Here is a 14,027-nt window from a genome sequence, read left to right as displayed (position 1 = left end):
ATGTTGTTAACAGTTGATGTCGGAAATACCAATACGGTTCTCGGAATCTTCGATGGCGAAGAACTTGTGCGCTCTTGGCGCGTAAAGACCGACCCACGCACAACCGCCGATGAACTCTGGCTGCAGTTCAACGCGCTAGTTGCAGATTATGAAGTCACTGGACTTTCAATCTGTTCAACTGTTCCAGCGACGTTGCGCGAACTTCGCACCATGATCGCCTCTTACTTTTCTAAGATTCCAACAACCATTGTTGAACCTGGCACCAAGACTGGTGTTCCTTTATTAGTTGATAATCCAAAAGAAATTGGCGCAGACCGAATCGTTAATACCTTGGCGGCCCATGTTCTCTATGGTGGCCCAGCAATCGTGGTTGATTTCGGAACTTCTACAAATCTCGACGTTGTTTCACCAAAGGGTGAATTCCTTGGTGGCGCACTTGCACCCGGAATTGAAATTTCAGTTGATGCACTTGCCGCGCGCGCAGCTCAATTGCGTAAAGTTGAGTTGATTCGTCCGAAGAGCGTTATTGGTAAGAACACCGTTGAAGCTTTGCAATCGGGAACGATCTTTGGATTTGCTGGCCAGGTAGATGGTTTGGTCGATCGCATTACTGCCGAATTAGCGCAGAGTTATGACCAAGCACCAACCGTTATTGCAACTGGCGGCCTAGCCCCGTTAATTATTGGCGTTGCCGAAACTATTGATGAGCATGAGCCTGATCTCACGCTAATTGGCCTGCGCCTGATCCACGAGCGAAATATCTAATAGGTAGACTCTCGTCATTATGAGTAACGAACCACAAGCGCCAATCGAAGACGATCTGCCAGAACAACTGCGCATCCGTCGCGAAAAGCGCGCTGGCCTAATCGAACGTGGCGTTGAGCCTTACCCAGTTGCCGTTGCTCGCACATCTTCACTCGCCGATATCCGCGCTAAGTACGCTGATCTCGAAATAGATAAAGCCACCGGAGATATTCAAAGCCTTACTGGTCGCGTAATTTTCAAGCGCGATACCGGCAAGCTCTGTTTTGCAACTCTGCGCGAAGGCGATGGCACTGAACTTCAAGCGATGCTTTCTCTAGATAAAGTCGGTCAAGAAGTTTTAGATTCCTGGAAGAGCGATATCGATCTTGGAGATATTGTCAGCGTTACTGGCGAAATCATCACTTCTAAGCGCGGCGAACTTTCTATCTTGGCAAACTCATACGCAATTGCAGCAAAGTCACTTCGTCCGTTGCCTAATGATCACAAGCCAATGTCTGAGGAAACGCGTGTGCGCATGCGTTACGTAGATCTAATTGTTCGCCCAGAAGCGCGCTCTAATGCGCGCCTGCGCCCGGCGGTAATGCGTTCACTGCGCGAGACTTTCCATAACGAGAATTTCATCGAAGTTGAAACACCAATGTTGCAGGTAATGCACGGTGGCGCAGCAGCCCGCCCCTTTAAATCTTTCTCAAATGCTTACGATATGGATCTCTTCCTGCGTATCGCACCTGAACTTTTCTTAAAGCGTTGTGTTGTCGGCGGAATTGAACGCGTATTTGAAATCAACCGTAACTTCCGCAATGAAGGCGCTGATTCATCACACTCACCAGAGTTTGCGATGATCGAGAGCTATCAGGCATATGGCGATTGGCGTTCAATCGCGGATTTAACTCGTTCACTTGTTCAGAACGCTGCGATGGCAGTTGCCGGTTCGCACACTGTTACTCATCACGATGGTCGCCAAGCGGACCTCGGCGGAAAGTGGAAAGAGATTTCGCTCTATGACGCTATTTCAACAGGCGTTGGCGAGACCGTTACGGCGCTTACCCCGATTGATGATCTAAGGAAGATTGCAACCAAGCTCGGTATGAAGATCGATCCGAAGTGGATCACCGGCAAGTTAGCTGAAGAGATCTTTGAGCACGTGGCAAAAGATCAGTTAATTGAGCCTACATTTGTTATGGGATTCCCAGTTGATACATCACCACTCGTTCGTGCACATCGCGAAATTCCAGGAGTTGCTGAAAAGTGGGATCTCTACGTCGATGGCTTTGAACTAGCAACTGGCTATTCCGAGTTAATTGATCCAGTTATTCAGCGCGAGCGTTTAGTAGAACAAGCAACGCTCGGTGCCAAGGGTGATTTAGAAGCGATGCAAGTTGATGAAGATTTCTTGCGCGCGATGGAATTTGCAATGCCACCAATGGGTGGAATGGGAATGGGCGTTGATCGATTGCTCATGGCACTTACTGGTCTTGGTATTCGCGAAACAATTCTCTTCCCACTCGTTAAGCCAGAAATCGAATAACGCAAAGTTTTCTCATGGTAAATATTCGTCCGGCGCGCACCAAAGATGTAAAAGCAATTCGCCAGTTAGTAGATTCTTATGCAGCTCCCGGTCAGATGCTATCCAAAGAGACAGTGACTTTGTATGAAAGTGTTCAGGAATTCACCGTTGCTGAAGTTGATGGAAAAGTTATCGGTTGCGGTGCACTCCACGTGTTGTGGGATGACTTAGCCGAAGTTCGCACAGTTGCTGTCGATAAAGACTTTCACAAAAAAGGAATAGGTCACCAACTTCTCGAAAATATTATCGAACGCGCCCGCATTGTTGGAGTTGAAAGAATTTTCTGCCTAACCTTTCAAACTGAATTCTTTGGTCGCCACGGCTTTGTTGAAATTGAAGGAACGCCCGTTGCGCCAGATGTTTATCAAGAACTCCTTCGTTCGTACGATGCCGGTGTGGCTGAGTTCTTGGATCTCGAAGCGGCAAAGCCAAATACCCTTGGCAACACCCGCATGCTCCTGACTCTTTAGCCCCACAAATAGGCCTAATAGGGAATATCCCCGCTAAATCTGGGGTTCTAAGGGGTACAAGCCATCCACCTCGCGCCTTCCCTGCGTTGGGTTATAGGCTTGCCATATATAGGTAGTTACAAGTTAGAAACGAAAAGAAGGAGCCTTGCCCATGTTTGAGCGCTTTACCGATCGAGCCCGACGCGTTGTTGTCTTGGCTCAAGAAGAAGCACGCATGCTCAATCACAACTACATCGGCACAGAACACATTCTCCTTGGCCTCATCCACGAAGGTGAAGGCGTCGCCGCAAAGGGCCTCGAAGCTCTAGGCATCTCACTTGAAGGCGTTCGCGCACAAGTTGAAGAAATCATCGGCCAAGGTCAGCAAGCACCTAGCGGTCATATTCCATTTACACCTCGCGCTAAGAAAGTTCTAGAACTCTCACTTCGCGAAGCGTTGCAACTCGGCCACAACTACATCGGTACAGAACATATTTTGCTAGGCCTAATTCGCGAAGGCGAAGGCGTTGCTGCACAAGTTCTTGTAAAACTTGGCGCTGATTTAAATCGCGTACGTCAACAAGTTATTCAACTGCTTTCCGGTTACCAAGGAAAAGAAGCTGCAACATCTGGCGGTCCTGCAGAAGGCACACCATCTACTTCACTTGTTCTCGATCAATTCGGTCGCAACCTCACACAGGCAGCGCGCGAAGGAAAGCTTGATCCAGTTATCGGTCGCGAAACCGAAATCGAACGCGTTATGCAGGTTCTTTCACGCCGTACCAAAAATAACCCAGTGCTAATCGGCGAACCAGGCGTTGGAAAGACAGCAGTCGTTGAAGGTCTTGCGCAAGCAATTTACAAGAACGATGTTCCAGAAACTCTTAAAGATAAGCAGCTTTACTCGCTAGATCTCGGTGCACTTGTCGCCGGTAGCCGCTACCGCGGTGACTTCGAAGAGCGCCTAAAGAAAGTTCTAAAAGAGATCAAAACTCGCGGCGACATTATTTTGTTTATCGATGAAATTCACACACTTGTTGGCGCAGGCGCTGCAGAAGGTGCGATCGATGCTGCCAGCATCTTGAAGCCGATGCTTGCTCGCGGTGAGCTCCAGACAATTGGTGCAACAACTCTCGATGAATACCGCAAGCATGTTGAGAAAGATGCTGCGCTAGAACGTCGCTTCCAACCAATTCAAGTTAAAGAGCCATCAGTTGCTCACACCATTGAAATTCTTAAGGGACTTCGCGATCGTTACGAAACCCACCACCGCGTATCAATCACTGATGGCGCACTAGCGGCTGCTGCAAATATGGCAGATCGCTACATTTCAGATCGCTTCTTGCCAGATAAAGCGATCGATCTAATTGATGAAGCCGGTTCACGTCTGCGCATTAAGCGCATGACCGCACCTGCTGAACTCCGCGAATTCGATGACAAGATCGCCGAGGCTCGTAAGGCGAAAGAATCTGCAATCGATGGCCAAGACTTTGAAGGTGCTGCCGCACTTCGCGATAAGGAAAAGACGCTTATCGCTGAAAAGGCAGAGGCTGAAAAGAATTGGAAGGCAACTGACCTCGATAAGGTCACCGAAGTTGATGAAGAGTTAATTGCACAAGTTCTCTCTGCCTCAACTGGTATCCCAGTATTTAAGTTAACTGAAGAAGAGACTGCACGTCTGCTTCGCATGGAAGATGAACTACACCGTCGCGTTATTGGACAAGATCAAGCGATCAAGGCGTTGTCACAAGCAATCCGCCGTACTCGCGCTGGCTTGAAAGATCCAAAGCGCCCTGGTGGTTCATTTATCTTCGCCGGTCCTTCAGGTGTTGGTAAGACCGAACTTTCTCGCACTCTTGCCTCATTCTTATTTGGTGATGAGACCGCACTTATCCAACTCGATATGTCTGAATACTCTGAGCGCCACACAGCCTCACGACTATTTGGTGCACCTCCAGGATATGTCGGTTATGACGAAGGTGGACAGCTAACTGAAAAGGTTCGCCGTCGCCCATTCTCAGTAGTTCTCTTCGATGAAATCGAAAAGGCTCACCCAGATATCTTCAACTCACTGCTTCAAGTACTTGAAGATGGTCGACTAACTGATTCACAAGGTCGCACCGTTGACTTTAAGAACACTGTAATCATCATGACTACCAACCTTGGTACTCGCGATATCTCTAAGAGCCTCGGACTTGGTTTTGCCAACATTGATGACGATCTAACAAATTACGATCGCATGAAGGGCAAGGTTCAAGATGAACTCAAGAACCACTTCCGCCCTGAGTTCTTAAACCGTATCGATGATGTAATCGTCTTCCACCAGTTGACGAAGGATCAGATTATTCAAATCGTTGATCTCATGATCGCAAACCTTGATGATCGCTTGAAGGCAAAAGATATGGGTATCGAACTTACTCAAGCAGCTAAGGATCTCCTTGCTGCTCGTGGTTACGATCCACTTCTTGGTGCGCGTCCACTGCGTCGCGTTATTCAGCGCGAGATCGAAGATTCACTTTCAGAGCGAATTCTCTTTGGCGAACTCAAGGCCGGCGAGATCATCGTTGTAGATGTTGAAGGCGTCGATGCTGAAGCCAAGTTCACTTTTGCTGGATCACCAAAGGCAACCTTGCCTGATTCACCAGAAGATCTAGCTGAAGCTGCCAAATAAAATATTTGGTATTTAAATCTTCTTACCGGGATTTAATATCCCGTTTGGGTCAAAGGTTTTCTTAACTTCTCGCTGTAGCGCTGCAACTTTTGGCGATATTTCATTTGCCACAAAGCCTTGCTTAATCGAACCAATTCCGTGTTCGCCACTTGCCGTTCCGCCTAGTGATTGAGCGATTTCAACGATCCGCGCAAAGGCTTGCTTAGCGCGATCGGCGGCTGCTGTATCTCCGTGATCGTGAACAATTGTTGGGTGCATATTTCCGTCTCCTGCATGACCGAAGATTCCGATAACCAAATTGGTCTCGCGACTTAGCGCTTCAACCTTTTCAACAAACTCGGCAATCTTGGTAATCGGCAGTGCAACATCATCAAGCAAAGTTGCACCCATGCGTTCTAGCGCGGGGTAGGCCAACTTTCGCACGCGAATTAAATCAGCGGCATCGGCTGGATCATCTGAGTAAACGCCATCGATTAGATCGAATTCTTTACAAGTCTCTAGCGCTGCTTCGCAGAGTGAATGATTTTCATCTAGCTGCATCAACAGAACACTGCCGGCTACTTCAAAGCCAAGCGGGTGCCAAGCTTGGACAGCCTTTAAAGTTGTTTGATCAACTATTTCGAGCATTGAGGGACGATATTTAAGTAGCGCCGCTGCAGCGGCTGCAGCGTTAGTAACGCTGGGGAAAGTTGCAATTAGCGTTGCTGGGGGAGCCGGGCGTATTTCTAAGTTAAGAGTTAACTCGGTAATGATTCCGAGCGTTCCTTCAGAGCCTACAAAGAGATGGACTAAGTCATAAGTTGTAACAGATTTCTTAGTTGCACTACCTAGTTCAATGATTTCGCCAGTTGCTAAGACAACTTGCAGCGCACGCACATGAGCTGAGGTGACACCGTACTTAACGCAGCACATTCCGCCAGCGTTGGTTGCAGCATTTCCACCAAGGGTTGACCATTCGCGGCTTGCTGGATCAGGCAGATAGGCCATACCATGTTCTTTAGCGGCAGTATCTAGATCAATATTGATTACACCTGCTTGCACACGTGCAATTTGATTCGCTGCATCAAGGCTAAGTATCTGGTTCATCTTTTCAAGAGAGATAACTAAGCTTTGCGCATCTGAGTTTGCGCCTCCTGATAGACCACTTCCGGCGCCACGTGTAACAACGGGGATCTTGTGTTCGTTGGCAAAAATTAAAGCTTTAGAAATTTCTTGTGCGTTCTTAGCAAGTAAAACTGCAAAAGGTGGAGCGCTAACGGCAAACGGTGCGTGATCACGTGAATAAGAAGTAGTGATATCGGAATCGGAGATCAGTGTGGCATCTGGTCCAAGCGCTGCGGCTAGCGCTACGAGTTGGCTCATGCCAGCATTTTCTTCATCTGCGTAATCTGGGCTGATTGATCCTTCACAATCTTTTCTCCGAAGGCCTTTATCTCTAAATTACTAGCATCCCTGATCATCTCTGACATATGGATTGCTCCATCATGATGTTCGATCATGCCCTTTAACCAAAGGGTGTCGAAGTTCTTTCCGATCGCTTTATCTAGGGCGGCTAGATCTTCATCGTTTAACATCCCGCCCATGCCTTCCATGGAGTGCCCCATATGCTCAGAAGATCCTGCTTGATCTAGCCATGACTTCATCTGGGCAATCTCTGATTTCTGGTCGCGGATAATTATTTTTGCAAGGCTTAATAACTCTGAATTTTGAGATTTCTGCAGCGCTAGCTCTGAAATATCTATCGCTTGTTGGTGGTGAGGAATCATCATCTGCAAGAACATGGTGTCTGCACCGGTGAATCCGGTGCTTGATGAATTGGAACTTGTCGACGAATGGCTTCCCATGTCATGGCCCATGGTTTCTTCCATCGAATTGCCATCTCTTAAGACGACTGCTGCAAGGATGGCGGCAAGTAGCACTGCAATGATTGCAAGAAGAGTAGTTACTAAGCGGTTATTTTTCATTAGTCACCAGTTATCTTCACTCGTTGTAGCGCCTGATCAAGTCTAGATACTTCAACAATCTCCATGCCATCGATCTTTACATCACTGCCTGCAGGAACAAGAGCTCGTTTAAATCCAAGACGATATGCCTCGGCTAAGCGACGAGAGACACCACTGACTTTACGTATTTCTCCAGCAAGACCGACTTCACCGATTGCAACCAAATCTGCGGGTAGCGCTAAAGCCTTTGCGGCAGATGCAACGGCAAGAGCAAGCGCTAAATCAGCAGCGGGTTCAGACATCTTCATTCCGCCAACTGTTGCGGCGTAAACATCGCGACCACCAACACGTACGGCTGCACGAAGTTCGAGAACAGCCAGAGTCATTGCGGTGCGAGCAGAGTCGAGTCCGCTGGTAACGCGACGTGAATTTCCGAAATCATTTTCGCGACCTTGGCTTACCAGCGCTTGAATTTCGGCCAATAACGGGCGGCGACCTTCGAGGGTAACTGTTACGCAGGTACCTGGCACTGGCTCGGCATGGCGTGAAGTAAATAAACCAGTTGGATCAAGAACGCTCTCGATTCCGGTGTCACTCAGGTCGAAGCAACCGACTTCATCGGATGCACCAAAACGATTTTTAATTGCGCGGATTAAGCGCAGACGAGAGTGACGCTCGCCTTCGAATTGCAGTACAACGTCGACGATATGTTCGAGCAGACGAGGACCGGCAATTGAGCCATCTTTTGTAACATGTCCAACTAACAACAACGTGATGTCACGATCTTTACAGATTCGGATAAGTGCGCCGGCAACTTCGCGTACTTGCGTTACACCACCAGGTGAGCCATCTGCTGCCGCAGAACCAATGGTCTGCACGCTATCAATAATTAATAGCTCAGGCTTAACTGAATCAATGTGTGCGATAACTGCGCCGAGATCGGTTTCGGATGCTAAAAATAATTTGGGATCAACTGCATTAATGCGTTCGGCACGTAAGCGAACTTGGGATGCAGACTCTTCGCCGCTGATGTAGAGCGCAGGAATTCCTTTAGACGCAGTTTGTGCAGCAACTGAAAGCAGAAGTGTTGATTTACCAACGCCGGGTTCGCCGGCGAGCAAGATTGCAGCGCCTGGAACAAGGCCGCCACCGAGTACGCGATCTAATTCAGAGACGCCCGTTGCACGTGCGCGGGCAGATGAAAGATCGACATCACCAATTGGAGTTGCAGCATGAGTAACTTTTCCGGGAACAAGCGAGAGTTTCTTCGGTGCAGCAAGTTCTTCAACGCTGCCCCAAGCCTGACATTCGCCGCAGCGACCAACCCATTTTTGGGAGCCCCAACCGCATTCAGAACAGCGGAATGGATCTTTCTCTACCTTGGCCATGACCAAACTCTAGAGGGTCGGGCTGACTACTTCCCAGCGGCGATAGATGCTGGGTGTTGGATTACAAAGAGTGGAAGTGAGCGCGCTTTCGCATCGTTAATTCCCTGAACCCGCTTATCGCAATGTTCGGCGAGTACTGCATATGCAGCTTCGCCCATTAGCGCTTGGAGTTCGGTGCGGTTAGAGATGTAAACCGGTTCGCTACCGACGTGTGCATCGGTATTGCTTGTGCAGTACCAATCGAAATCATCTCCGCCATCGCCCCATGCAAGTCTTTCGTATTCACCAATTACGGTAATTGAATATTCGCGTTCTCCGACTTCGCGCGTTTCAAAACTGCGACGCAACGGCAACTGCCAGCAAACATCTGGTTTAGTATCAACGAAGTGGCGATTTTCTTTTTGAGCTAAATGATGCAGAACGCAACCGAAGTTTCCGGTAAATCCTGGAGCTTCATAACCTTTACGGTTTAAGAAGATACATCCATCATCAATGGTGCGAGTCTTACGTTCTTTATCTTCATCTAAATCTGAGATACGAAGTTGGCCATTTGGTTTCTTAGGACGCGCTTGATCATAGAACTGCCACATTTCAGGAGTTAGATCAGCAGCGGCCTTGCGTACGCGTTCTTCGTCATCTTCATCGGAATACATTGCACCTTCTGTGCAACATCCTGCATTAGGACGGTTTTCAAATACGCCTTTGCAACCATCGCCATAAATACAGGTCCAATATGAAGTCAGCCAAGTGAGGTCACATTTAAAGATTTCCTCAGGATCGTTGGGATCTGTGAATTCGACCCAATCGCGTGCGAAACCTGGCTTAATTTCTGACATAGTCGCAGAGCCTACGCGTACTCTTTCGCTATGGCTAATTCAGAGAAATCGTTAATCGACTCCAAGGTCGCAGTTATTGGGGCCGGAGTAATGGGCGAAGCACTTATCTCTGCCCTTATTACCTACGGAGTTAAGCCAACAAATATCACTATCTCTGAAAAGCGCGAAGAACGCGCTGCTGAGTTAATCGCTCGCTATAAAGTGGCAAACGCTGATTTAGCCACGAACGTTGCGCAGAGCGATCTAATTCTTCTAGTCGTTAAGCCACAAGATATGGCCACGGTATTGGCTGAAATCGCGCCTGTGATCAGCAAGGGCGTACTAGTTATCTCATTCGTGGCCGGTAAGCAGATCCGCGGTATTGCCGACATCATCGGAACTTCTGCCAACCCAGTTATTCGCGTGATGCCAAATACGCCAACTCTGGTCGGAGCAGGTATGTCAGCTATCTCTTGCTGTGCGCTAGTTTCTCCTGAACAGAAAGCTTTCACACTCGGCTTCTTAGGCGCAGTTGGAAAAGTGATTGAGGTAGATGAGGATCTGCAGGATGCCGTAACAGCGACTAGCGGATCTGGCCCCGCATATTTCTTTAGATTTGTTGAAGCGATGGTCGATGGCGCAGTTGCACTCGGTCTATCGCAAGAAGATGCAACCACCTTAACAATTCAGACGATTGTGGGAGCAGCAAAGCTACTTGATCAATCTGGTGATTCCCCAACTACGCTTCGCGAAAAGGTGACTAGCCCTAACGGAACAACTTTTGCAGCGCTAAATTCTTTTAACGATTCAGATATCTCTGCAACTGTTGCAAAAGCTATGAAGGCGGCACGTGATCGCTCACAAGAACTTGCGTAAGTTATTTGCTCTAATACTAATTTCGGCGTTGGTATTTCCGACAACTGCCAACGCGGCACCAAAATTAGTCACAGTAAAAAGCGCTGTTAAATGGGCAGAGAGCGCTGAAGTAGAACTATTCGCTGTTACTGCAGAGTCAGTAATCACGCTGAAGAACGTATTGACTAACACATCGAATATCGAGATTCAGGCTAGAGATTTCGCTGGAACCAGTCTTTGGTCAAAGACCATCGATTCAGGAAGCGATGAAGTTGCAACGGCAATTGCTGCAGATAACCAGGGAAATATCTGGCTCGCTGGAAATTCTGCACTGCCAGCAAGCATAGAAACGACTACTGCAGTGGGCGGCGCACTTAACCCAGATAACGTAGCGCTCGAAAATGTAACTCCGCTTCGCCAAGATATGCGCCAATTAACGCTCTGGAAGATGAGCAAAGCTGGCGAAGTTACCGAAACTTTTTCTAGCGCCCAAAGTGAGATTTCAATTGTTGAGGCGATATCAATTAGCGCAACAGGTATATCTCTTATCGGCTCTCGTGAATCTGGACCATTTCTAATCTCAGCAAACCTCAAAGGTGAATTTGGTAAAGAGTTAAAGATCGGAACAGCCAAGACCAAGTTGAACTCTGTAGTCAGACTCGGTGATGGAACTGTTAACTTATTTGGATCAAGTACTGAAACTTTGGCTGGCAAGAAATTGGTAGGACGCGAAGATGGAGTCTTGATTAAAGTCTCTAAAGCCGGAGCAATTTCTTCAGTTGTTCGAAGCTCTGCCCCGAGAGCACAACGTAGTTGGAGTAGCGCAACTAGCACCTTATTTCTGACTGGTTCAGTTAGATCAGGAACAACGAGTGAGAGTGCCATTACAAAATTCGCGAGTTCTTTTACACCGACCTGGACAACTCGTTTTGCATCTACTGGAAGCACGCTCGCATCAAATGGCCCCAACAACTCGTTCTATGCTGTTCTCGAACCTACCGCTGCAATTAAAGGTCTAGCTCCCACCAAGTTAGTAAAAGGTCAAAGTATTGTTCTGCAGTTTGATAGTAAAGGTTTGCTAATTAACGCCTTTACCGCTGCAGAATTGAGTCAAGTTAAATCAACAGGTTTCTCCGCTGGCGGTGGACTATTTCTATTGACAGAAACTGGAATATTTAGAGTGGGCGCAGTGAAATAAGTTGGTTACCAACGCCGGCAATCAAATTACGCACTTTATTTAAGACGATCCAAGTCGAATCAATTCCATCTGCGCTCTGTTCTTTAGTGACCAGCGAGATAGTCTTTTTCGAGATATCAATTGCACAGAGTCTTTCCTGACAGTTGAAGGCCGTTGTTGTTCCATCGCTACTTAGGAACTTAGAGGGTGTTCCATAGTTAGTTGGTGGCAAAGTTGTTAATACCGTTGGAGCGCCTAGATATGCCCAACGAATCTGTTCCGCCTTAGGAATCGTAAGAATTGAAGAGGTAAGCCAGGTTGCGATAATTCCACGAGCGCCTTTATGTAGCGCTACGTCGTAACCCACAACCGATATCGCCTCACCTGAAGTATCAAGTGTTTGGTATCGCCAGCTACTCGCAGCTAGACCAATTCGCTTAGCAACTCTTATCGCACCTGATGTCGCTTCTTTGCGAGTGTTGATTGTAAGAATCGAGTCATAGAGCAGAACAGTCTCTTTGCCATCAAAGAGCGCATCTAGATGGAAGCCCACATCACCTGTTGTTCGATCATCAGTTTTACGATCGCCATCAACGAGTTCGTATTTCCATTCGGTACTGGATTTGGCTTTGACTGCGCCTAAGAGAATTCCTTGAGACTCATCGCGATAGAAGACTTGGATACCAGCTGAGCTAATTGAGCAGGCGTTTGAAACGCTGACATCACTGGCTGTGCGCACGCGAATTGGATCTTCGTAGCTATTTACCGCTGTGCCATTGCCATCAATAATTTCATATTTGAAACTCTTGCCATCGTATGTGGCATAACGCAGATCTTTATCTACCGAATCTGAATAGAAGATATGCAGTGTTTGCTCTTTACCAAATCCACTTACACAGGCAGAGACATCTCCTGCAATTGGATTACGCGTACGGCCCGCAGACCCGCCGCGACCATCAACAGTTAGTTTGCTCCACACCTTGCCATTCCAGAGCGCAACTTTAAGCGAACCATTTATTGCATCTTGATAAACAATCGCAGGATTAGCGTTAAAGGTAGCGCTGGTTAGATTACCTGCATCAACTTTCGGATCGATCACCGTCTTCTTCCAAGGCTCTTGCGGCGTTATGGAATTCGTAGTGATTGGATCAGAAGTTCCCAAAGAGTTTGATGCAGTTATTTCAAAGGAATAAACCGTGCCATTTTTTAGCCCTGCCATAACAGCCGGGCTAGTTGTAAAACTCTTCTCTGCGCCAGTCTTAGTGTTCTTTACGGTGTAGCTGGTTATTTGTGCAGCGCGCGCATTGGCAGGTGGATCAAAGCGAATGATCGCTGAACTATCTGAAACAAGGGCTTGAGCGTTACGAACTTGCTGTGGAATTCCAACGGCAATACCCACAGGCGGCTTAATTCGTAGATCTTGCATCATCGCCAGCAATAGCGGCCCTGGCTCATGGAAAATTTCTCCGGCATCGAGATTAGGAGACATCGCTGCATCTTTACCAGCGTTAGAAAATGTTGCCTCATCTAAATGGCTAACAGAAGACCCATCTTCATATTTCTTAGGCGTATAAAGCAGTGGCTTTACACCGCCATTTGCTGCAACTCCGAGGGGTCCTGACCAAACTAACTTCGAAGTTAACGCTTCACCAAGTTCTAATGAAGGTGAGGGAAGATCTGAGAGTCTGCGCCCATCTCCTGTTTGGACATAAGCGCTATACGGAGTTGGTTGATCAATCGAACCATAACCAAAGAAATCGTCGTAACTATCAGTTGAGAGAAATCCAAGTCCGTGCGCCATCTCATGGAGAATTGCAGATTGCAGATCGTATTCAGATCTACTTGGACCAGATCCAGTTCCACGGTACCAATTTGCTAACGAGTTAACGGTGATAATCATTTCGGGGTTATCGCCATCTAAATCTTTACCGGCAAGTGCGTTGGCTAGCGCTGAGGGATACCAGAGACTGGAATCTGGTGCGCCTTTAAAATTTGAGAAATAACTTCCAGGTCGGGCACTTCCTAAGACGCTATACGAGGAAGATCTTCCCCAAGTCGCATCTATATAAATTGGAACGCTAGATTCAAAATTTGCCGCCCAGACATCAACGGCGGCTTGCACCTGAACCTTGGTCCATTCTGGAAAGTTGTTGTACTTAACAATTATCTTTGATTTCTTCTCGAGCTTTCCAACTTTCGGAGTTGGCGATTGGAGAATGTTTGCAGAAGGGCCGGCATAAACATTGCCCCAATGTGTTGCAGGGCGAACCAGAACTAAAGCATCTGCTGATGTCGGAGTAACTAACCCCAGGAAGAGCGCGGAGATCGCTGTGAGTATGGCAACAGAGCGAGTGGGAATTCGCATAAATTTCCTTGCCATAGCGCCTAACGCTATCA

11 protein-coding genes are annotated in these 14,027 nt (G+C 47.7%); 6 read left to right on the top strand and 5 right to left on the bottom strand.

From position 1 onward, the window contains the following. The 4 genes from A1sIIB60_RS06360 (at position 1) to A1sIIB60_RS06345 (ending at position 5,452) form a co-directional block, all read left to right on the top strand. On the top strand, positions 1-765 hold the full coding sequence (locus A1sIIB60_RS06360) for a type III pantothenate kinase (protein WP_095677709.1): 765 nt from the start codon (positions 1-3) through the stop codon (positions 763-765). Positions 766-784: 19 nt separating this feature from the next. Next, positions 785-2,293, top strand: coding sequence for a lysine--tRNA ligase (lysS, locus tag A1sIIB60_RS06355; protein WP_095689521.1), 1,509 nt, complete (start codon positions 785-787; stop codon positions 2,291-2,293). Between the two features lie 14 nt (positions 2,294-2,307). After that, a complete protein-coding gene (locus A1sIIB60_RS06350) occupies positions 2,308-2,802 on the top strand; it encodes an amino-acid N-acetyltransferase (RefSeq protein WP_095689520.1) in 495 nt (164 codons plus the stop codon). A gap of 151 nt (positions 2,803-2,953) precedes the next feature. Then, positions 2,954-5,452: an ATP-dependent Clp protease ATP-binding subunit gene (locus tag A1sIIB60_RS06345; RefSeq protein WP_095689519.1), complete on the top strand. Its 2,499-nt coding sequence runs from the start codon at positions 2,954-2,956 to the stop codon at positions 5,450-5,452. Positions 5,453-5,464: 12 nt separating this feature from the next. Here the strand turns inward: A1sIIB60_RS06345 and A1sIIB60_RS06340 are convergent, their stop codons facing one another. The 4 genes from A1sIIB60_RS06340 to A1sIIB60_RS06325 are packed head-to-tail and all read right to left on the bottom strand — an operon-like array spanning position 5,465 to position 9,619. Beyond that, positions 5,465-6,814 (bottom strand): FAD-binding oxidoreductase, encoded by a 1,350-nt coding sequence (locus A1sIIB60_RS06340; RefSeq protein ID WP_095689518.1) that lies wholly within the window; start codon positions 6,812-6,814, stop codon positions 5,465-5,467. Then, positions 6,811-7,416 (bottom strand): DUF305 domain-containing protein, encoded by a 606-nt coding sequence (locus tag A1sIIB60_RS06335; protein ID WP_095689517.1) that lies wholly within the window; start codon positions 7,414-7,416, stop codon positions 6,811-6,813. Before A1sIIB60_RS06335 ends, A1sIIB60_RS06340 begins: the two co-directional genes overlap by 4 nt. Continuing rightward, on the bottom strand, positions 7,416-8,783 hold the full coding sequence (radA, locus tag A1sIIB60_RS06330; RefSeq protein ID WP_095689516.1) for a DNA repair protein RadA: 1,368 nt from the start codon (positions 8,781-8,783) through the stop codon (positions 7,416-7,418). Before radA ends, A1sIIB60_RS06335 begins: the two co-directional genes overlap by 1 nt. 26 nt (positions 8,784-8,809) lie before the next feature. Then, entirely contained in the window at positions 8,810-9,619 is an 810-nt protein-coding gene (locus tag A1sIIB60_RS06325) for a DUF3109 family protein (protein ID WP_095689515.1), read from the bottom strand. Positions 9,620-9,649: 30 nt separating this feature from the next. Between A1sIIB60_RS06325 and proC the strand changes: the two genes are divergently transcribed. Further along, on the top strand, positions 9,650-10,474 hold the full coding sequence (proC, locus tag A1sIIB60_RS06320) for a pyrroline-5-carboxylate reductase (RefSeq protein WP_095689514.1): 825 nt from the start codon (positions 9,650-9,652) through the stop codon (positions 10,472-10,474). Continuing rightward, positions 10,449-11,651: a hypothetical protein gene (locus A1sIIB60_RS06315; RefSeq protein WP_095689513.1), complete on the top strand. Its 1,203-nt coding sequence runs from the start codon at positions 10,449-10,451 to the stop codon at positions 11,649-11,651. Before proC ends, A1sIIB60_RS06315 begins: the two co-directional genes overlap by 26 nt. Here the strand turns inward: A1sIIB60_RS06315 and A1sIIB60_RS06310 are convergent. Next, positions 11,629-14,010 carry a fibronectin type III domain-containing protein gene (locus A1sIIB60_RS06310; RefSeq protein WP_223298677.1) on the bottom strand — a complete coding sequence of 794 codons (2,382 nt, stop codon included), beginning with the start codon at positions 14,008-14,010 and terminating at the stop codon, positions 11,629-11,631. The genes A1sIIB60_RS06315 and A1sIIB60_RS06310 overlap by 23 nt on opposite strands. Positions 14,011-14,027: the final 17 nt, after the last annotated feature.

It is taken from the genome of Candidatus Planktophila lacus, assembly GCF_002288385.1.
Lineage (GTDB): Bacteria > Actinomycetota > Actinomycetes > Nanopelagicales > Nanopelagicaceae > Planktophila > Planktophila lacus_D.
The sequence above is the reverse complement of the archived record's forward strand: the minus strand, read 5'-3'. Positions and strand labels throughout refer to the sequence as shown.

Bases quoted from the DNA above. Each gene is read 5' to 3' on its own strand.
- A1sIIB60_RS06360 (WP_095677709.1), top strand. From the start codon at position 1: ATGTTGTTAACAGTTGATGTCGGAAATACCAATACGGTTCTCGGAATC.
- lysS (WP_095689521.1), top strand. From the start codon at position 785: ATGAGTAACGAACCACAAGCGCCAATCGAAGACGATCTGCCAGAACAA.
- A1sIIB60_RS06350 (WP_095689520.1), top strand. From the start codon at position 2,308: ATGGTAAATATTCGTCCGGCGCGCACCAAAGATGTAAAAGCAATTCGC.
- A1sIIB60_RS06345 (WP_095689519.1), top strand. From the start codon at position 2,954: ATGTTTGAGCGCTTTACCGATCGAGCCCGACGCGTTGTTGTCTTGGCT.
- A1sIIB60_RS06340 (WP_095689518.1), bottom strand. From the start codon at position 6,814: ATGAGCCAACTCGTAGCGCTAGCCGCAGCGCTTGGACCAGATGCCACA.
- A1sIIB60_RS06335 (WP_095689517.1), bottom strand. From the start codon at position 7,416: ATGAAAAATAACCGCTTAGTAACTACTCTTCTTGCAATCATTGCAGTG.
- radA (WP_095689516.1), bottom strand. From the start codon at position 8,783: ATGGCCAAGGTAGAGAAAGATCCATTCCGCTGTTCTGAATGCGGTTGG.
- A1sIIB60_RS06325 (WP_095689515.1), bottom strand. From the start codon at position 9,619: ATGTCAGAAATTAAGCCAGGTTTCGCACGCGATTGGGTCGAATTCACA.
- proC (WP_095689514.1), top strand. From the start codon at position 9,650: ATGGCTAATTCAGAGAAATCGTTAATCGACTCCAAGGTCGCAGTTATT.
- A1sIIB60_RS06310 (WP_223298677.1), bottom strand. From the start codon at position 14,010: ATGGCAAGGAAATTTATGCGAATTCCCACTCGCTCTGTTGCCATACTC.